The 19,040-nt window shown below is 70.3% G+C and carries 12 protein-coding genes; 9 read left to right on the forward strand and 3 right to left on the reverse strand.

Annotated features, from left to right (window positions below):
* Positions 1-6: 6 nt before the first annotated feature.
* From nuoL to recQ, 4 genes are all read left to right on the forward strand, one after another.
* Positions 7-1,908, forward strand: coding sequence for an NADH-quinone oxidoreductase subunit L (gene nuoL, locus LGI35_RS25920; RefSeq protein WP_227296716.1), 1,902 nt, complete (start codon positions 7-9; stop codon positions 1,906-1,908).
* A gap of 5 nt (positions 1,909-1,913) precedes the next feature.
* Entirely contained in the window at positions 1,914-3,485 is a 1,572-nt protein-coding gene (locus tag LGI35_RS25925; protein ID WP_116511220.1) for an NADH-quinone oxidoreductase subunit M, read from the forward strand.
* A complete protein-coding gene (nuoN, locus tag LGI35_RS25930; protein ID WP_227296717.1) occupies positions 3,482-5,146 on the forward strand; it encodes an NADH-quinone oxidoreductase subunit NuoN in 1,665 nt (554 codons plus the stop codon). The genes LGI35_RS25925 and nuoN overlap by 4 nt, the downstream gene beginning before the upstream one ends.
* A 231-nt stretch (positions 5,147-5,377) precedes the next feature.
* The gene (gene recQ, locus LGI35_RS25935; protein ID WP_227296718.1) at positions 5,378-7,357 is read left to right on the forward strand and encodes a DNA helicase RecQ; all 1,980 of its coding nucleotides are present in this window, start codon (positions 5,378-5,380) and stop codon (positions 7,355-7,357) included.
* Between the two features lie 141 nt (positions 7,358-7,498).
* Here recQ and fahA read toward each other — a convergent pair whose 3' ends face one another.
* Positions 7,499-8,761 (reverse strand): fumarylacetoacetase, encoded by a 1,263-nt coding sequence (gene fahA, locus LGI35_RS25940; protein WP_227296719.1) that lies wholly within the window; start codon positions 8,759-8,761, stop codon positions 7,499-7,501.
* 213 nt (positions 8,762-8,974) lie between these two features.
* Here fahA and LGI35_RS25945 point away from each other — a divergent pair, with 213 nt between their 5' ends.
* From LGI35_RS25945 to LGI35_RS25955, 3 genes are all read left to right on the forward strand, one after another.
* A complete protein-coding gene (locus LGI35_RS25945) occupies positions 8,975-10,249 on the forward strand; it encodes a carboxylate--amine ligase (protein ID WP_227296720.1) in 1,275 nt (424 codons plus the stop codon).
* A gap of 157 nt (positions 10,250-10,406) precedes the next feature.
* Entirely contained in the window at positions 10,407-11,609 is a 1,203-nt protein-coding gene (locus LGI35_RS25950; RefSeq protein ID WP_227296721.1) for an FAD-dependent oxidoreductase, read from the forward strand.
* A gap of 99 nt (positions 11,610-11,708) precedes the next feature.
* Positions 11,709-12,530 carry an HAD family hydrolase gene (locus LGI35_RS25955; protein WP_227296722.1) on the forward strand — a complete coding sequence of 274 codons (822 nt, stop codon included), beginning with the start codon at positions 11,709-11,711 and terminating at the stop codon, positions 12,528-12,530.
* 36 nt (positions 12,531-12,566) lie between these two features.
* On the opposite strand, the gene LGI35_RS25960 is transcribed toward LGI35_RS25955, so the two are convergent.
* Both LGI35_RS25960 and LGI35_RS25965 read right to left on the reverse strand, forming a co-directional pair.
* Positions 12,567-14,567, reverse strand: coding sequence for a CocE/NonD family hydrolase (locus tag LGI35_RS25960; protein ID WP_227300506.1), 2,001 nt, complete (start codon positions 14,565-14,567; stop codon positions 12,567-12,569).
* Positions 14,568-14,595: 28 nt separating this feature from the next.
* Positions 14,596-16,110, reverse strand: a complete 1,515-nt coding sequence (locus tag LGI35_RS25965) for a peptide MFS transporter (RefSeq protein WP_227296723.1) — start codon at positions 16,108-16,110, stop codon at positions 14,596-14,598.
* Positions 16,111-16,334: 224 nt separating this feature from the next.
* Here LGI35_RS25965 and LGI35_RS25970 point away from each other — a divergent pair, with 224 nt between their 5' ends.
* Both LGI35_RS25970 and LGI35_RS25975 read left to right on the forward strand, forming a co-directional pair.
* Positions 16,335-17,345: a polyprenyl synthetase family protein gene (locus LGI35_RS25970; RefSeq protein WP_116511201.1), complete on the forward strand. Its 1,011-nt coding sequence runs from the start codon at positions 16,335-16,337 to the stop codon at positions 17,343-17,345.
* A 403-nt stretch (positions 17,346-17,748) separates the two neighbouring features.
* The gene (locus LGI35_RS25975) at positions 17,749-19,005 is read left to right on the forward strand and encodes a LolA family protein (RefSeq protein ID WP_227296724.1); all 1,257 of its coding nucleotides are present in this window, start codon (positions 17,749-17,751) and stop codon (positions 19,003-19,005) included.
* Positions 19,006-19,040 lie beyond the last annotated feature (35 nt).

Here is a 19,040-nt window from a genome sequence, read left to right on the forward strand (position 1 = left end):
TGCACAGTGGAAAACCTGATTGCGCTGCTGGTAGCGGCGCCACTGCTCGGAGCGGCCGTACTGCTGTGCGGCGGACGGCGGTTGGACCGTGTGGGCCATCTGCTCGGCACGCTGCTCTCGGCCGCCTCCTTCGTCATCGGCGTCCTCCTCTTCACCGACATGCTCGGCAAGAGCGCCGACGACCGCACCTTCACCCAGCACCTGTTCAGCTGGATCCCGGTCGAGGGCTTCCAGGCGGACGTCGCCTTCCAGCTGGACCAGCTGTCGATGACGTTCGTGCTCCTGATCTCCGGTGTGGGCACGCTGATCCACATCTACTCGATCGGGTACATGGAGCACGACGAGCGGCGCCGCCGCTTCTTCGGCTACCTGAACCTGTTCCTCGCGGCGATGCTCCTCCTGGTCCTCGCCGACAACTACCTGCTCCTGTACGTCGGCTGGGAGGGCGTGGGCCTCGCCTCGTACCTCCTGATCGGCTTCTGGCAGCACAAGCCCAGCGCGGCCACCGCGGCGAAGAAGGCCTTCCTGGTCAACCGTGTCGGCGACATGGGCCTGTCGATCGCCATCATGCTGATGTTCACGACGTTCGGGACGTTCGCCTTCGCGCCGGTCCTGAAGGCGGCGGAGGAGCACCGGGGCGGCGGCGCGACGCTGACGGGCATCGCCCTGATGCTGCTGCTCGCCGCGTGCGGCAAGTCCGCCCAGGTGCCGCTGCAGTCCTGGCTCGGTGACGCGATGGAGGGCCCGACCCCGGTCTCGGCCCTCATCCACGCCGCGACCATGGTGACCGCCGGTGTCTATCTGATCGTCCGTTCCGGCGCGGTGTTCAACGCCTCGCCGGACGCGCAGCTCGTCGTCGTCATCGTCGGTTCGGTCACGCTCCTGTTCGGTGCGATCGTCGGTTGCGCGAAGGACGACATCAAGAAGGCGCTGGCCGGCTCGACGATGTCGCAGATCGGCTACATGGTGCTGGCCGCGGGCCTCGGCCCCATCGGCTACGTCTTCGCGATCATGCACCTGGTGACGCACGGCTTCTTCAAGGCGGGCCTCTTCCTCGGCGCCGGTTCGGTCATGCACGGCATGAACGACGAGGTGGACATGAGGAAGTACGGCGCCCTGAGGAAGTACATGCCGGTCACGTTCGTCACGTTCGGGCTCGGCTATCTCGCGATCATCGGCTTCCCCGGTCTGTCCGGCTTCTTCTCCAAGGACAAGATCATCGAGGCGGCGTTCGCGAAGGGCGGCACGGAGGGCTGGATCCTCGGCTCGGTGGCGCTGCTCGGCGCGGCCATCACCGCGTACTACATGACGCGCGTGATGATCATGACGTTCTTCGGTGAGAAGCGCTGGCAGCCGGATGCGGAGGGCCACGAGCCGCACCCGCACGAGTCGCCGAAGTCCATGACCATCCCGATGATCGTGCTCGCGTTCGGATCCGTCTTCGCGGGTGGCTTCTTCAGCATCGGCGACCGCTTCCTGCACTGGCTTGAGCCGGTCACCGAGCACAGCCACGGGGACGCGCCGATCAGCGCCACGACCGTCACCGCGGCCACCATGGTGGTCCTGGTGATCGGCGTGGTCGTGGCCTACCTCCAGTACGGCCGCCGCCCGGTCCCCGTCGTCGCCCCGCGCGGCTCGCTGCTCACCCGGGCCGCCCGCCGTGACCTGCTCCAGGACGACTTCAACCACGTGGTCCTGGTCCGCGGCGGCGAGCACCTCACCCGCTCCCTGGTCTACGTCGACCACACCCTGGTCGACGGCGTGGTCAACGGGACGGCGGCCTCGGTCGGCGGGCTCTCCGGCCGGCTGCGCAAGCTCCAGAACGGCTACGCCCGCTCGTACGCCGTCTCGATGTTCGGCGGTGCGGCACTCATCGTCGCCGCGACCCTGCTGATGAGGGCGGTCTGATAGCAATGTCCTTTCCTCTGCTGACAGCGACGGCGGTGCTCCCCGCCGTGGGAGCCATCGCCACGGCTGCCGTCCCGGCCGCGCGGCGCACGGCGGCGAAGTGGCTCGCGCTGCTCGTCTCGGTCGCCACGCTCGTGCTGGCCGCGGTCGTGCTCGTGCGCTTCGAGCCCGGCGGCGACCGCTACCAGCTCACCGAATCGCACTCCTGGATCAAGGACTTCGGGGTGCGGTACGAGCTGGGCGTGGACGGCATCGCGGTGGCGCTCATCGCGCTCACCGCCCTCCTGATCCCGTTCGTGATCCTCGCGGGCTGGCACGACGCCGACCCGCAGGAGACGGGGAGTTCGAGGTGGCGGCCGACGCAGGGCTTCTTCGCCCTGATCCTCGGCGTCGAGGCGATGGTGATCATCTCCTTCGAGGCCACCGACGTCTTCCTCTTCTACATCTTCTTCGAAGCCATGCTCATCCCGATGTACTTCCTCATCGGCGGCTTCGGGGACCGCGCCCACTCGGGCAGCGACGAGAACGCGGCGGCCCAACGCTCCTACGCCGCCGTGAAGTTCCTCCTCTACAACCTCGTCGGCGGCCTCATCATGCTGGCGGCCGTGATCGGTCTCTACGTGGTGGCGGGGAACTTCTCGCTCCAGGAGATCGCGGCCGCGCGGGCGAACGGTTCGCTGCACATGGCGACCAGCACCGAGCGCTGGCTCTTCCTCGGCTTCTTCTTCGCCTTCGCGGTGAAGGCGCCGCTGTGGCCGCTGCACACCTGGCTGCCGAACGCGATGGGGGAGGCCACCGCCCCGGTCGCCGTCCTGATCACGGCGGTGGTCGACAAGGTCGGCACGTTCGCGATGCTCCGCTTCTGCCTCCAGCTCTTCCCGGAGGCCTCGAAGTGGGCGACGCCGGTCATCCTCGTACTGGCCCTCATCAGCATCGTCTACGGCGCCCTGCTCGCGGTCGGCCAGCGGGACATCAAGCGCCTGGTGGCGTACGCGTCGATCTCGCACTTCGGGTTCATCGTCCTCGGCATCTTCGCGATGACGAGCCAGGGCCAGTCGGGCGCGACGCTCTACATGGTCAACCACGGGATCTCGACGGCCGCCCTGATGCTGGTGGCGGGCTTTCTGATCTCGCGCCGCGGCTCGCGCCTGATCGCGGACTACGGAGGCGTGCAGAAGGTCGCCCCGGTGCTCGCCGGCACGTTCCTGATCGGCGGCCTCGCGACCCTCTCGCTGCCGGGCCTCGCGCCCTTCGTGAGTGAGTTCCTGGTCCTGGTCGGCACGTTCTCGCGGTACCCGGTGATCGGGATCATCGCGACCTTCGGCATCGTGCTCGCCGCGCTCTACACGCTCGTCCTCTACCAGCGGACGATGACGGGCCCGGTGAAGCCGGAGGTCTCGGCCCTGCCGGACCTGCGGGTGCGTGAACTCGCGGTGGTCGTCCCGCTGATCGCCGCGCTGATCTTCCTGGGCGTCTACCCGAAGCCGGTCACCGACCTGGTGAACCCGGCGGTCAAGCAGACCCTGTCCGACGTACACAAGAAGGACCCGAAGCCAGCGGTGGAGGCGGCCAAGTGAGCGCAGCAGCCGTCCACAGCCTGTGGACAACGGCGGCCACGTCGCCGCTCAAGGAACAAATCTCGAAGATCGACGCGCCGAAGATCGAATACGGCCAATTGTCGCCCACCCTGATCGTCATCGGTGCGGCGGTCCTCGGGGTCCTTGTCGAGGCGTTCGTGCCGCGCAAGTCCCGCTACTACGTCCAGGTGTTCCTCGCCGTCGTCGCCCTGGCCGCCGCGTTCGCCGCGGTGGTCGGGCTCGCGGCCGGCGGGTACGGCACCACGAAGGCGCACATCGCGGCCATGGGCGCGATCGCCGTCGACGGCCCGGCCCTGTTCCTCCAGGGCGTGATCCTGCTGACCGGCCTCGTCGCGATCTTCACCTTCGCCGAGCGCCGCCTGGACCCGGAGGCACACGGCAACCGCGTCGACTCGTTCGCCGCGCAGGCCTCGTCCGTGCCCGGCAGCGACAGCGAGAAGGCCGCTGTGAAGGCCGGGTTCACCACCACCGAGGTGTTCCCGCTCGCGCTCTTCGCGATCGGCGGCATGCTGGTCTTCCCCTCGGCGAACGACCTGCTGACGCTGTTCATCGCCCTGGAAGTCTTCTCCCTGCCGCTCTACCTCCTGTGCGCCGTGGCCCGCCGCAAGCGGCTCATGTCGCAGGAGGCGGCGGTCAAGTACTTCCTCCTCGGAGCCTTCGCCTCGGCGTTCACCCTGTTCGGCATCGCCCTCCTTTACGGGTACGCGGGCTCGGTGTCGTACGCGACGATCGCCGACGTCGTCGACGGATCGATCCAGAACATCGACCCGGCGCTCGCCGACACCATGGGGAACGACGCGCTGCTGCTCATCGGCGTCGCCATGGTCGTCATGGGCCTGCTGTTCAAGGTCGGCGCGGTGCCGTTCCACATGTGGACCCCGGACGTCTACCAGGGCGCGCCCACGCCGGTCACGGGCTTCATGGCGGCCGCCACGAAGGTCGCCGCCTTCGGTGCTCTCCTGCGGCTCCTGTACGTCGTCCTGCCCGGCCTGCGCTGGGACTGGCGGCCGGTCATGTGGGCCATCGCGATCATCACGATGCTGGGCGGCGCGATCGTCGCGATCACCCAGACCGACATCAAGCGGCTCCTCGCGTACTCGTCGATCGCGCACGCCGGATTCATCCTCGCCGGTGTCATCGCCACGACGCCCGACGGCATCTCGGCCGTGCTCTTCTATCTGGGCGCGTACTCGTTCGTGACCGTCGGCGCGTTCGCCGTGGTGACGCTGGTCAGGGACGCGGGCGGCGAGGCCACGCACCTGTCGAAGTGGGCGGGGCTCGGGCGCCGCTCGCCACTGGTCGCGGCCGTCTTCGCGGTGTTCCTGCTCGCCTTCGCCGGCATCCCGCTGACCTCGGGCTTCGCCGGAAAGTTCGCCGTGTTCAAGGCGGCGGCGGAGGGTGGCGCCGGCGCGCTCGTCGTGGTCGGTGTGATCTCGTCGGCCATCGCGGCGTTCTTCTACATCCGTGTGATCGTGCTCATGTTCTTCAGCGAGCCGAAGGCGGACGGCCCGACGGTCGCCGTGCCCTCGCCGCTCACCATGACCACGATCGCGGTGGGTGTGGCGGTCACGGTGGTGCTGGGCCTCGCGCCGCAGTACTTCCTGGACCTGGCGAACCAGGCGAGCGTGTTCGTGCGGTAACCGCGCCACGTACGGTCGTCACCGCCCGGTGCCCCCGCGAGGGGGCGCCGGGCGGAGGCGTTCCGGGCCGCCGTGGGCGAAGCCTCCCCGGACCCCCGGCCGGGAGGCAAGTTCGCCCCCAGCCTGTGGATAACTTTTCGGGCTGTCGGTGCGGAGCCCTATCGTGGCAGCAGTGGTCGAACCACGGAGTATGGACGTACGGGGGACAGGGCGATGAATGGGATCGGTGGCATGAGCGAGGTGACGGAGCCCGGCGTGGCGACGGCGATGCGCGGCGGCGCGCTGGAGACGCTGCACCGCGTCTTCGGATATGACGCGTTCCGCGGTGAGCAGGAAGCGATCATCGACCACGTCGTGGACGGCGGGGACGCCGTCGTCCTGATGCCGACCGGCGGCGGAAAGTCCCTGTGCTACCAGATCCCGGCCCTGGTCAGAGCGGGTACGGGAGTCGTGATCTCCCCCCTCATCGCCCTCATGCAGGACCAGGTGGACGCGCTGCGCGCGCTCGGCGTCCGCGCCGGCTTCATGAACTCGACGCAGGACTTCGACGAGCGGCGCACCGTCGAGGCCGAGTTCCTCGCGGGCGAGCTGGACGTCATCTACCTGGCGCCGGAGCGGCTGCGCCTCGACTCCACGCTCGACCTGCTCTCCCGCGGCAGGATCTCCGTCTTCGCGATCGACGAGGCGCACTGTGTGGCGCAGTGGGGGCACGACTTCCGCCCGGACTACCTGGCCCTGTCCGTCCTCGGCCGGCGCTGGCCGGACGTGCCGCGCATCGCGCTCACGGCGACCGCGACGCACGCCACGCACCAGGAGATCACCCAGCGTCTGGGCATGCCGGACGCAAAGCACTTCGTGGCGAGCTTCGACCGGCCCAACATCCAGTACCGGATCGTGCCGAAGGCCGACCCGAAGAAGCAGCTCCTCACCTTCCTCAAGCAGGAGCACGAGGGCGACGCGGGCATCGTGTACTGCCTGTCGCGCAAGTCGGTGGAGGCGACCGCCGAGTTCCTCAGCCGGAACGGCATCGAGGCGGTCCCGTACCACGCGGGTCTCGACGCGGGCACCCGCGCGGCGCACCAGTCCCGCTTCCTGCGCGAGGAGGGCCTGGTCGTCTGCGCGACCATCGCGTTCGGCATGGGTATCGACAAGCCCGACGTCCGGTTCGTCGCACATCTCGATCTCCCGAAGTCCGTCGAGGGCTACTACCAGGAGACGGGCCGCGCCGGACGTGACGGGCTCGCGTCCACGGCCTGGATGGCGTACGGGCTGCAGGACGTCGTCCAGCAGCGGAAGCTGATCAATATGGGGGAGGGGGACGAGGCGTTCCGGCGCCGGGCGGGGTCCCACCTCGACGCGATGCTGGCGCTGTGCGAGACGGCGCAGTGCCGCAGGTCCCAGCTGCTCATGTACTTCGGGCAGGAGCCGCAGACGGCCAGTTGCGGCAACTGCGACACGTGCCTCTCGCCGCCGGAGACCTGGGACGGCACCGTCGCCGCGCAGAAGATCCTTTCCACGGTGGTGCGCCTCGACCGGGAGCGCAGGCAGAAGTTCGGCGCGGGCCAGGTCATCGACATCCTGATGGGCCGGCGCACGGCCAAGGTCATCCAGTTCGACCACGACCAGCTCTCCGTCTTCGGCATCGGCGAGGACCTGAGCGAGGCCGAATGGCGCGGCGTGGTGCGGCAGTTGCTGGCGCAGGGGCTCATCGCGGTCGAGGGTGAGTACGGGACGCTGGTGCTCACCGAGGACAGCGGGAGCGTCCTCGGGCGGCAGCGGGAGGTGCGGCTGCGCAAGGAGGCGCCGCGGCCCGCCACGTCCCGCTCGGCCTCGCGCGACCGCAAGGCGAAGTCGCCCGCGGCGGACCTGCCGGAGCAGCTGCTGCCCGTCTTCGAGGCGCTGCGCGCGTGGCGCGGCGCGCAGGCGAAGGAGAACGGGGTCCCGGCGTACGTCATCTTCCACGACGCGACGCTCAAGGAGATCGCCCTCCAGCACCCCACGTCCATCGGCCAGTTGGGCACGATCGGCGGCGTCGGCGAGAAGAAGCTGGCGACATGGGGCGAGGGTGTCCTCGAGGTCCTGGCGGGCCTGGACGGCGCCGGTTCCGCCGGCCCGTCGCCGACCGGCGGCGCCGCCACGGAGGCGGCGGCGCCGGAGGAGCACTGGCCGGAGCACGAGCCGGAGCCGGAACCCGACGACATCGACTGGTGACGAGGGCGGCGCCGCCCTCAGGCCACTGACGGTGCCGTCCTCAGGCCACTGACGGTGCCGTCCTCAGGCCACTGACGGTGCCGTCCTCAGGCCACTGACGGTGCCGTCCTCAGGCCACTGATGGTGCCGTCCCCAGGCCTCTCACACCGCGGCGCCCGCCACGATCCGCCCCGTCACCTCGCCGAGGCCCACGCGGGTGTTGTTCGGGCCGGGGGCCCATGCCGTCATCGTGACCACGTCGTCGTTCTCGAGGAACGTCCGCTTGCCGTCGGGAAGTTCGATGGGGTCGCGGCCGTTCCAGGTGATCTCGATGAGGGAGCCGCGCGCGTTCTCCGAGGCGCCGCTGATCGTGCCGGAGCCGTACAGGTCGCCCGTGCGCAGGGAGGCGCCGGCCACCGTCATATGAGCCAGCATCTGCGCCGCCGTCCAGTAGAGGGAGGCGGAGGAGGTCTCGGAGATGACATGGCCGTTGAGGGTGACGGTGATGTGCAGGTCGTAGCCGCCGGGCTCGTCCGCGATGCCGTCGGCGGAGGGCGCCGAGTCGTCCAGGTACGGCAGCAGCGGGTATGTGCGCTCCGGGGGCGCCACGCGCGCCTCGTCCAGCGCGTCCAGCGGGGTGATCCAGGCCGAGACCGACGTGGCGAACGACTTGCCGAGGTGCGGGCCGAGCGGCACGGTCTCCCAGGACTGGATGTCGCGCGCCGACCAGTCGTTGAGGAGGCAGAGCCCGAACACGTGGTCGCGGTACGCGGACAGCGGCACCGGAGTGCCCTGTGCGGACGGCGTCCCGACGACGAAGCCGAGCTCCGTCTCGATGTCGAGTCGCACCGAGGGGCCGAAGACGGGCGCCGGGTCGGCCGGGGGCTTCCGCTGGCCCGAGGGGCGGACCACGTCCGTGCCCGAGACCACGACCGTCCCGGCACGGCCGTGATAACCCACCGGCAGATGCTTCCAGTTGGGCTTCAGCGGCTCCTCGTCCGGGCGGAACATGCGGCCCAGGTTCCGGGCGTGGTTCTCGGAGGCGTAGAAGTCGACGTAGTCCGCGACCTCGAAGGGGAGGTGCAGGGTGACCTCGCTGAGGGGGTGCAGCAGGGGCCGTACGGTCTCGCGGTGGGCCGGGACCGTGACCCAGGCGGTGAGCGCGCGGCGCACGTCCGACCAGGCGGTGCGGCCCGCCGCCATGAGCGGGTTCAGGGTGGGACGGGCGAGCAGGGAGACGTAGGGCGAGCCGAGCGCTGCCGCCGCGGCGCCCGCGTCCAGCACGTACGAGCCGAGGCGCACGCCGACCCGGCGCGCTTCCACGGCGTCCCCCGGCAGGGAGAACACTCCGTACGGGAGGTTGTGCGGTCCGAAGGGGTCGCCTTCGGGGAGGTCGAGGGGGGTGAGCGGGGTCTGCTCGGACATGCGTACCTGCCTCGCTTTCCAAATGGGTGTGCCACACGTTACGTGGGAGCGCCGCGTTGGGGCAGTGTCTAAAGAGTTCGCAATGTCCGGATAAGCCTTGCTGGAGTGGTCAATTCCGGCTTAGCGTCCTATCGGGGGACGCGGGCGGGGTGGGTCCGGGTCCGAAGGGGGACAGGACACGTGGGGGGACCCGTGGCCAGGAGCGCCAGCAGCGTGCCGTTCGAAGTCGACCGCGACGTGCCGGGCCTGATCGTGAAGTTCGGCGACTATCCGCTGCACCACGGAGGAGTGGGAGCGATCCGCAGCCTCGGGCGCCTCGGCGTGCCCATGTACGCGATCACGGAGGACCGTTACACGCCCGCGGCGTCCTCGCGCTATCTGCGCCGGGCCTTTCCCTGGCGGACCACCGGGGCCGAGGAGCCGGAGCGGCTCGTCGCGGGCATGCTGCGCGTCGCGCGCCGGATCGGCAGGCCGACGGTCCTGATCCCGACCGACGAGGAGGCGGCCGTCCTCATCGCGGAGCACCAGCAGGAGCTGGCCGACGGCGGGAAGTTCCTGTTCCCGCGCGTCGAGCGGGACCTGCCACGCCGGCTCGCCAGCAAGCAGGGGCTGCACGAACTGTGTGTGGAGCACGGTGTCACGTCGCCGGCGGCGGCGTTCCCCGAGTCGTACGCCGACATCGAGGAGTTCGCCGCGTCGGCCCGCTTCCCGGTGGTCGCCAAGAACCGTGAGGCGTTCACCCGCCGCAAACAGCCCGCGGTGAACGGGACGACGAGGATCGCGACCCCCGAGGGCCTGATCGAACTCGCCCGCGACTGGGGCGAGCCGCCCGGCGTGATCCTCCAGGAGTATCTGCCGAGGGAGCAGGCCGAGGACTGGATCGTGCACGCGTACTTCGACGCGGACTCGACACCGCTGGCCCTCTTCACCGGCGTCAAGGTGCGCTCCTGGCCGCCGCACGCGGGCATGACGGCGAACGCGTACGTCGTCGACAACCCGGAACTCGCGGACCTCGCCGCGCGTTTCATCAAACAGATCGGCTTCACCGGCGTCATCGACCTGGACCTGCGCTTCGACCGGCGCGACGGCCAGTACAAGCTCCTCGACTTCAATCCGCGCATGGGCGCCCAGTTCCGGCTCTTCGAGAGCGAGTCCGGGATCGACGTCGTCCGTGCCATGCATCTCGACCTGACCGGCCGCGCCGTCCCGGAGGGGGAACAGCGAGCGGGCCACCGGTACGTGGTGGAGAACATCGACTTACCCGCCCTCATCGCCTACCGCCGCAGCGGTTACACGACCCCGCACGCACCGGCCCGCGCCACGGGCACGGAGCTCGCGTGGCTCGCCACCGACGACCTGCGGCCCCTGTTCACGATGCTCGCCCGCTTCGTGGGCCCGGGAGCCCGCCACCTCCATCAGCTGTGGCGGACCAACCGCCGCGGCAGCGGCACGACGAAGGCCAAGGCCAAGGCCAGGACCATGCCATAGCCATAGCCATAGCCATAGCCATAGCCATAGCCATAGCCAGAGAAAGAGCCAGCGACAGAGATCAAATAGCGCACCAGCAAGACGAGTTACGGGCACGCGAGCACCAAGTGCCGCCGCGAAGTAGGAAGCACATGTTCTTCCCTGGGGAGGGGACTTCGTGATTCATCCGGTAGCTGTCATCGGAGCGGGCCCGTACGGCCTGTCGACCGCCGCCCATCTGCGGGCGCGCGGCATTCCGGTACGCGTCTTCGGCGACCCCATGGTGAGCTGGCGCTCGCACATGCCCGCGGGCATGCTCCTGAAGTCCGTGCCGTCCGCCTCCAACATCGACGCCCCGCAGCGCGGCCACGACCTCGTCGACTACTGCGACGCCGCCGGGATCCCGCGCCTGGTGACGGACGAGGACATCGTCCCCGTCGAGACGTTCGTCGCCTACGGGGACTGGTTCCAGCAGAAGCTCGTGCCCGACCTGGAGCGGGTCAGGGTCGTGTCGGTCGACCGGCGCGGACACGAGAACTTCGAGGTCAAGCTGGACTCCGGGGAGCAGTTCACGGCCCGTGCGGTCGTCGTCGCCACCGGCCTTTCGGGCCTCGACCACCTGCCGCGCGAGCTCGCCGCGGCGGCGCCCGACGGGCCCGCCCCCACAGGTCCCGTCTCCCACAGCTCGCAGCACCATGACCTGTCCCGGTTCTCCGGCAGGGAACTCATCGTGGTCGGCGCCGGACAGTCCGCCCTGGAGACCGCCGCGCTCGCCGCGGAGGCCGGGGCGAGCGTACGGATCGTGGCGCGCGGCAAGGGTTCCGTGCGGTTCGGCGCGCCGCCGTGGGGCCAGCCGAAGCTGCGCCCCGAGACACCGTTCGGCCGGGCCTGGTCGCTGTACGCGCTGACGTACTACCCCCACCCGTACCGCCATCTCCCGCCGCAGGCACGGCACTTCCTCGTCCGACGGGTGCTCGGGCCGCTCGGGGCGTGGTGGCTGCGCGAGCGGTTCGAGGACAAGGTGCGGGTGCGCGAGGTGGAGAGCATCGTGGGGTCAGCCGCGGCGGACGGGGGCGCGCGGCTCACCGTGCGGGCGCCCGGCGGGCGCCACGAGGAGCTGACCGCGGACCATGTCATCGCCGCGACGGGCTACCGCGTCGACCTCGCCGCGATGGACTTCCTCGGCGACGGCCTGCGGACCCGGACGGCCGCCAGCCGGGGCACCCCCAGGCTGGGCGCCGGCTATGTGTCCTCGGTGCCGGGGCTCTACTTCACGGGCATGCTGGGCGGGTCGTCGTTCGGGCCGGTGATGCGGTTCGTGTGCGGCACCGAGTTCGCCTCGCCGCGGCTGGCGAAGCACCTCGCGGAGGCCCACGCGTGAGGCGCCCCGCGCAAGGGTGAGTGAGCGGGGCGACGGACGGGGCAACGGAGGGGTGACCGGGCGGAGTGACCCGGCGGAGCGGTCCGTATTCTCTCGATCATGCCCGCTCCGTTGCGCTCCGCCCCGTTCGAACTCATCGCCACAGACCTGGACGGGACGCTGCTGCGCGGCGACGACACGGTCTCCGACCGGACGCGTGGTGCCCTCGCGGCCGCGGCTGCCGCGGGGGCCCGCCATCTTGTGGTGACGGGACGGCCCGCGCCGCGCGTGCGGCCGCTGCTCGACGAGCTCGGCGGCACCGGGCTCGCGGTCTGCGCCCAGGGCGCCCAGCTGTACGACGCGGCGACGGACCGCATCGTGTGGTCCCTGACGCTCGACCGTGACCTCGCCGAACAGGCCCTCGGCAAGATCGAGGCCGAGGTGGGCCAGGTCGACGCGGCGGTCGACCAGGACGGTTCGGACGGCCTGACACTCATCGAGCCCGGCTATGTGATGCCGCATCCCACGCTTCCCGCCGTGCGCGTCGAGCGCCGCGAGGAGCTGTGGGCCGAGCCCATCAGCAAGGTGCTGCTCCGTCATCCCCGGCTGAGCGACGACGAGTTGGCGACGGCGGCGCGGACGGTCGTCGGCGACCTGGCGACGGTCACCATGTCGGGGCCCGGCACCGTGGAGCTCCAGCCGTGCGGCGTCACCAAGGCGACGGGGCTCGCGCTGGCCGCCGAGCGGCTCGGTCTGACACCGGAGCGCACGGTGGCCTTCGGCGACATGCCGAACGACCTGCCGATGTTCGCGTGGGCCGGCCACGGCGTCGCGATGGCCAACGCCCACGCCGAACTCAAGGCGGTGGCCGACGAGGTGACGCTGTCGAACGAGGAGGACGGTGTCGCCGTGATCCTCGAACGCCACTTCGCGCGACGCTAGCCACGCGCCCCGCCGGCCCGGCCGCGCCCCGCTGCCTCACCCCGCCGTGCGCGGAATCCGCTGCTCCCACGTCCGGTGGAAGACCACCTCGCCGCCGTCCCGGCACACCACCTCGTTGCTGGTGATGAAGTCCGTCGCGTCGCAGGCGATCTCGGAGCGGGTCTTGATCGTCACGTCCCACGCCAGCTCGGGCCGGTGCAGGCGGATCGACCAGTCGGAGCGGGTGCGCGCGCTCAGCGGGTCCGACTCCTGGATGACGTAGGTCTCCACGGCGTCCTCGGTGAATTCGAGGCCGTCGGGGTAGACCCGGGTGCCGCCGTAGCGCGGGTCGACCTCGAGACGCCATTCCCCCTTGGCGACGTCGCGGACGCAGAGCCGCTCGGGGCGCTGTTCGTCCAGGGTGGCCGGATGGACGACGCCCATCGGCTCGGACTGTTCGGGCCGCTCGAAGCCGATGTCGGCGCCGTTCTCGGCGTCGACCATCCTGACCGGCAGTTCGAGGGCGCTGCCCGCCGGGTCGAGGGTGAAGCCGGCCTCGGATCCGGGCTGCGGCCAGATCCACGGCCAGTACGCGGAGGACACCGCGAGGCGGATGCGGTGCCCGGCAGGGAAGGTGTGGCCGATCCCGTTCAGCTCGAAGGAGACCTCGTCCGTGGTGCCGGGGGGCCAGGTGGCGGCCTTGTCGCGGCCCTCGCGCGAGGAGAGGTTCAGGACGCCGCGCGTGACGAGCGTCGAGGAGCCGTCCGGTGCCACGTCGCACACCCGGACGGCGACCTGCCCGCGCGGTACCTCGCTGGTGATCCGCAGCGTCACCTGCGGCCGGCCGAGGACCTGCAGGTCCGAGGGCACCTCGAACTCGAAGCACGCCGACTTCGCGTCCTCGTCCCGCTGGTCCGGCGGCAGGTCCGCGTCGTTCCCGAAGGGGAAGAAGCGGCCCGCGTCCAGCCCCGTCTGCTGGGGCGACTTCACGATCACGGGCGGGCCCTGAAGGGCGTACGCGAGGGGCGCGACGTTCGGGGACGGCCAGGCGGGGTCGCCGACCCAGTGGCCCGGCAGTGTCGGGTAGACGGTGGCGGGCGGGTGCGAGTCGCTGATCCAGGAGCGGAGTTTGGGCTCGGCCATGACGCCGTTGTCCACGCCCTTGAGGTGGTGGTCCCACCAGCGGAGGGTCTCCTGGAGGAAGCCGATCGCGGGGCCCGGCGGCAGGCCGCGGTCCGGGTACTGGTGCGACCAGGGGCCGATGATCCCGCGTACCTGCTGGTCGGGCAGGTGCTCGACCAGGCGCAGGACGGTGTCGCGGTACGGGTCGTGCCAGCCGCCCACCGCGAGGACGGCCGCCCGCACGGCGGTGTAGTCCTCGCAGACGCTGCCGTGCTGCCAGTACGCGTCGCGTGTCTGGTGGCCGAGCCAGGTGTGGATGAACGGGTCGACCGCTTCGAGGCGCTTCAGCCACATCGCGCGCCAGCCGTCGCCGACGAACTGCGGGTCGGGCGGTCGCGACACGAAGGCGAGCATGGTCGCCGCCCACGCGTGCATGTCCACGGCGAGGACGGAACCTCCCATGTAGTGCACGTCGTTGTCATAGCGGTCGTCCGTCGAGCAGACCGTGACGACCGCCTTGAGCGGTTCGGGCGCGAGGGCCGCGATCTGGAGGGAGTTGAAGCCGCCCCAGGAGATGCCGAACATGCCGACCTTGCCGCTGCACCAGGGTTGTGCGGCCAGCCAGTTGACGACGGCGACCCCGTCCGCGAGCTCCGTCGTGTCGTACTCGTCGCCGGGCAGGCCGTCCGAGTTGCCGTGCCCGCGCACGTCGACGCGTACGGAGGCGTAGCCGTGGCCCGCGTACCAGGGGTGCCGCTGCCAGTCGCGCGGCGCCGTCCAGTCGCTGAGGCGGTACGGGAGGTATTCGAGGATGGCGGGCACCGGCTCGTCGGTCACCGGACGCCAGATGCGGGCGAACAGCGTGGTGCCGTCCGGCAGGGGTACGCGAACGTCCTCGCGGGTCGTCTCGTAGGGGAAGGAGGTGCGGATGGTGATGGCCGGGGTTTCTGACATGGGAGTCACCTCAGTGGACGGGGTGCATGGTCCTGCGCAGCCACGGCGCGAGCGCGACCACGACCAGGCCGATGGCGACGGCGATGGCGCCGTTGACGCCGAAGTACACGGGATTGGAGACCTCGCCGTAGAGCTTCACGGTCTGTGCCTGAATGCCGTTGGCGAGGGCGAGCGACAGGAACCAGAGCGACATGGTCTGGCTGGAGAAGGCCTTCGGGGCGAGCTTCGTCGTCGCCGACATGCCGGAGGTCTCCAGGAGGATGTCGCCGAGACCGAGCAGCAGATACGAGCCGACGATCCACCAGGCGGCCATCTTGTACGTGTCCCCGCTGTGGCCCGAGGTGGGGATGACCATGAGCAGGAACGACAGACCGCCCAGGATCACACCGAAAGCGATCTTGTTGGAGGCGTGTGGCTGGCGCGGCCCCATGCGGGCCCACAGACCGGCCACCACGGGGGCGAGCGCCACTTCGAAGGCGCCGAGCGCGGACGCGTACCAGCTGGCGGGGAAGTGGAAGCCGAGGATCTCGGTCCTGGCGTTCGTCGAGGCCAGCAGGATCATCGTCGAGTACGCCTGGAACAGGATGAAGTTGAAGACCACGGAGGCCAGGAAGAGCACGACGTACGGCTTGAGCCTGCCGCGCTCCTCGGAGGTCACGCGGGGGCTGCGGAACATCACCGCGAAGTACACGACCGGCGCGATCACCGAGATGATGGTGAGGACGTCCACGAAGCGGTCCATCGTCAGCCAGCCGGCCCACACGAGGACCACGGCGAGCACAGCGACGGCGATCGCGCCCGCGATCATCAGCCGGACCGCGCGCCGCATCCCCTCGGGCGGCAGGGCGTACTCGGCGGCGTGTTTGCGTCCGGCCAGGTGACGCCGCCCGGCGACGTACTGGATGAGACCGAACGTCATGCCGATCGCGGCGGCCGAGAAGCCCCAGTGCCAGCCCTTGTGGTCGCCGAGCCAGCCGGTGATCAACGGGCCCGCGAAGGCGCCGATGTTGATGCCCATGTAGTACAGCGCGAAGCCGGCGTCGCGGCGCTCGTCGTCGGTGCGGTAGAGCTTGCCGACCATGGTGGCGACATTGGGTTTGACCAGGCCGGTTCCCGCGCTGATCAGGCCGAGGCCGACCCAGGTCATGGCCGCCGTCGGCACCGCCATGGCGTAGTGGCCGCAGGCGATCAGGATGCCGCCGTACAGGACCGCGCGGTACGAGCCGAGGATCCGGTCGGCGAGCCAGCCGCCCCCCACCGAGACGAGATAGACGAGCGTTCCGTACGCTGCCGATACGGACGCCGCCGTTCCCGCGGACATGCCCAGGCCACCGTGTGCCACCGTGTCCGCGAAGTAGAGGACGAGGATGGCCTGCATGCCGAGGAACGAGAAACGCTCCCAGACCTCGAGGCCCGACAGCGTGAGCAGGCCGCGCGGCTGGCCGAAGAACGCGTGGTCGTCGCCCGGCGGCGGCTGGTCGCTCGCCGGTTCGTTCGGCTCGGCTTCGGCCGTGGTGCGGGACAAAGGGGAGACTCCCGGTCTACTCGGTCGTATGAGCTGATCAAGAACATACCGGGGGTGTTCGTGGGTCGCTCGGCCTGGTCTGTGCGGGCAGGCCCCCACTGTGATCGAAACGCGACCGGATACGCTGACTTGAGTGATGGCAGCGACACATCGACAAACCGTGTCATCGACCAAATGATCGACCGAGTTCGCCATGTGATCGTCAGCAGACAGGAGAACCTCTCGTGACCGTCGTCGGGACTTTCGGTCTTAGCGTGCGGGACCAGGCTCTCGAAGCCGATGTCCAGGCCGGGTTGGCGGCTGTCGAGGAGGGTCTGCTCGAGGCAACGAAGAGCGAGGTCCCCTTCATCACGGAGGCCGCGCAGCATCTCGTGCGCGCGGGCGGCAAGCGCTTCAGGCCCCTCCTCGCGATGCTCGCCGCGCAGTTCGGCGACCCGTACGCGCCGGGTGTCGTGCCCGCCGCCGTCGTCGTCGAGCTGACGCATCTCGCGACGCTCTACCACGACGACGTGATGGACGAGGCCGACGTGCGCCGCGGCGTCGACAGCGCCAACACCCGCTGGGGCAACTCCGTCGCGGTCCTGACCGGCGACTTCCTCTTCTCGCGCGCCTCCCACATGCTGGCCGACCTCGGGCCCGAGGCCGTCCGCATCCAGGCGGAGGCCTTCGAGCGCCTCGTCACCGGGCAGATCCTGGAGACGGCCGGCCCGCGCGACGGCCGCGACCCGGTCGACCACTACCTCGACGTCCTCGGCGGCAAGACCGGCTCGCTGATCGCCGTGGCCGTGCGGTTCGGCGCGATGATGGCGGGTGCCGACGAGCGCATCGTGGACGTCCTCGCGCAGTACGGCGAGCGGCTCGGCGTCGCCTTCCAGCTCGCCGACGACGTCCTCGACATCGCCTCCGACTCGCACGAGTCCGGCAAGACCCCCGGCACCGACCTGCGCGAGGGCATCCCCACGCTGCCGGTGCTACGTCTGCGCGAGCGCGCCGAGCAGCTCGGCCTGCCCGAGGACCGCGCCCTGTGCGAGCTCCTCGACTCCGACCTGACGGACGACGCGCGCCACGCCGAGGCGCTCGAGCGGCTGCGCGTCCACCCGTCCCTGGAGCAGGCCCGCAGGGACACCGTGCGGTACGCGGAGGAGGCGCGGGCGACCCTCGCGCCGCTGCCCGAGTGCGACGCGAAGGCGGCCCTTCTGGAGCTGTGCGACGCGGTGGTGCACCGGGCGGGCTGACGCCCTCCCGTCCTGTCGAGCCGCCACGCGCGGGTCGACGGGGTCAGCAGCCGTCGCTGCTCGACCCCGAGCCGCCCTGCGCCCTGGCGCCGGTGGGTGTCACCGCGAACCATGTGCCGTCCACGCCCTGCCCGTGCACCTTGCTTCACTCTCCGGCACCGCCGACACCCCGCGCCTGAACACCGTCGTCGGCGTCTCCCCTACGGGATGGGGGAGGCGCCGCCCTCCCGTGTCATACCGCGGGAGTACGCGGAGTTGATCCTGGGGTCTGACGCTTACGCCCGGCCGATTTGGTCAGATTGACACCACCACTCCTGACCAGTTCGGGTGAGAATGGCGGCTTGGGGTGGACAGACGAGCAAGGACGGTAGGCCGCCGCCCAACACGGAGGTAGGGCAACAACATGGCACCGTACGAATCCGAAAGCGCCGGTCGTCGCAAGGCGACCCGCTATGTGGTCCCGGTCGCGGTGGTGGGGGTGGCCGCGGCGACGATCGGGCTCGTCCCCGCGCTGGCCGACTCCGGCAATCCCGACCTGCCTAAGATCAGCGCACAGCAGCTCATCGAGAAGATCGCCAAGTCGGACGTGCAGCAGATGTCCGGCACGGTGAAGATCTCCACGGATCTCGGACTCCCGTCCCTGGGCGGTATGGCGGGCGGCTTCACCCCGGGCGCCGGCGGCTCCTCGGACGGCAAGGCGGGCTCCTCCGCCGACCCGCAGTCCAAGCTGATGGAGCTGGCCGGCGGCACGCACACGCTGCGTATCGCGACGGACGGCCCCGACCGGCACAAGCTCTCCGTCCTGGACGACGCCGCCGAGTACAGCGTCATCCACAACGGCGACGAGGTCTGGGCCTACGACAGCGCGTCGAACGAGGCGTACCACGCCAAGGACGCCGCTGGCGCAGGTGACCGGGCCGAGAAGCACGGCAAGGGCGAGACACCGAAGGGTGTCCCGGCCACGCCGAAGGAGCTCGCGGACGAGGTCCTGAAGGCGTCCGGCAAGACGACGTCCATCTCTGTGGAAGGCACCTCGCAGGTCGCGGGGCGTGACGCGTACAAGCTGCTCGTCAAGCCGAAGCAGGCCGGTTCGACGGTCGGCGGGATCACCATCTCGGTGGACGCGAAGACCGGTGTGCCGCTGAAGTTCACGCTGACGCCCGCGGGCGGCGGCAAGGCGGTCGTGGACGCGGGATTCACCAAGGTGGACTTCGCCAAGCCGGCCGCTTCCACGTTCGACTTCACCCCGCCGAAGGGCACCAAGGTCACCGAGGGCGACGACCTCAAGGCGCGGGACAAGTCCCACGCACCGAAGGACATGCCCAAGGACCTGCCCAAGGACATGCCGAAGGGGCTGAGGAACGCCCAGGGCGGCGGCATGAAGGACCTGAAGGTCATCGGTGAGGGCTGGACGTCCATCGCCGAGCTGAAGCTGCCCGGCGGGCAGGGCCTGCCGACGGGCGGCTCGGCCTCGGGCGACGTCCCGCCGGAGGCGCAGAAGTTCATGGACGCGCTCGGCGACCATGTGACGGGCAAGTTCGGCTCGGGCACGGTCTTCTCGACCCGCCTGGTCAACGCGCTCGTCACGGACGACGGCAAGGTCTACGCGGGCGCGGTCACCAAGGACGCGCTCGTGAAGGCGGCGAACGCGGCGCAGTAGCCGTACGCGGCACGAGAGTTGGCAGGCAGGAGTGG

Source organism: Streptomyces longhuiensis (assembly GCF_020616555.1).
Lineage (GTDB): Bacteria > Actinomycetota > Actinomycetes > Streptomycetales > Streptomycetaceae > Streptomyces > Streptomyces longhuiensis.

Bases quoted from the DNA above. Each gene is read 5' to 3' on its own strand.
- LGI35_RS25925 (WP_116511220.1), top strand. From the start codon at position 1,914: ATGTCCTTTCCTCTGCTGACAGCGACGGCGGTGCTCCCCGCCGTGGGA.
- recQ (WP_227296718.1), top strand. From the start codon at position 5,378: ATGAGCGAGGTGACGGAGCCCGGCGTGGCGACGGCGATGCGCGGCGGC.
- fahA (WP_227296719.1), bottom strand. From the start codon at position 8,761: ATGTCCGAGCAGACCCCGCTCACCCCCCTCGACCTCCCCGAAGGCGAC.
- LGI35_RS25955 (WP_227296722.1), top strand. From the start codon at position 11,709: ATGCCCGCTCCGTTGCGCTCCGCCCCGTTCGAACTCATCGCCACAGAC.
- LGI35_RS25975 (WP_227296724.1), top strand. From the start codon at position 17,749: ATGGCACCGTACGAATCCGAAAGCGCCGGTCGTCGCAAGGCGACCCGC.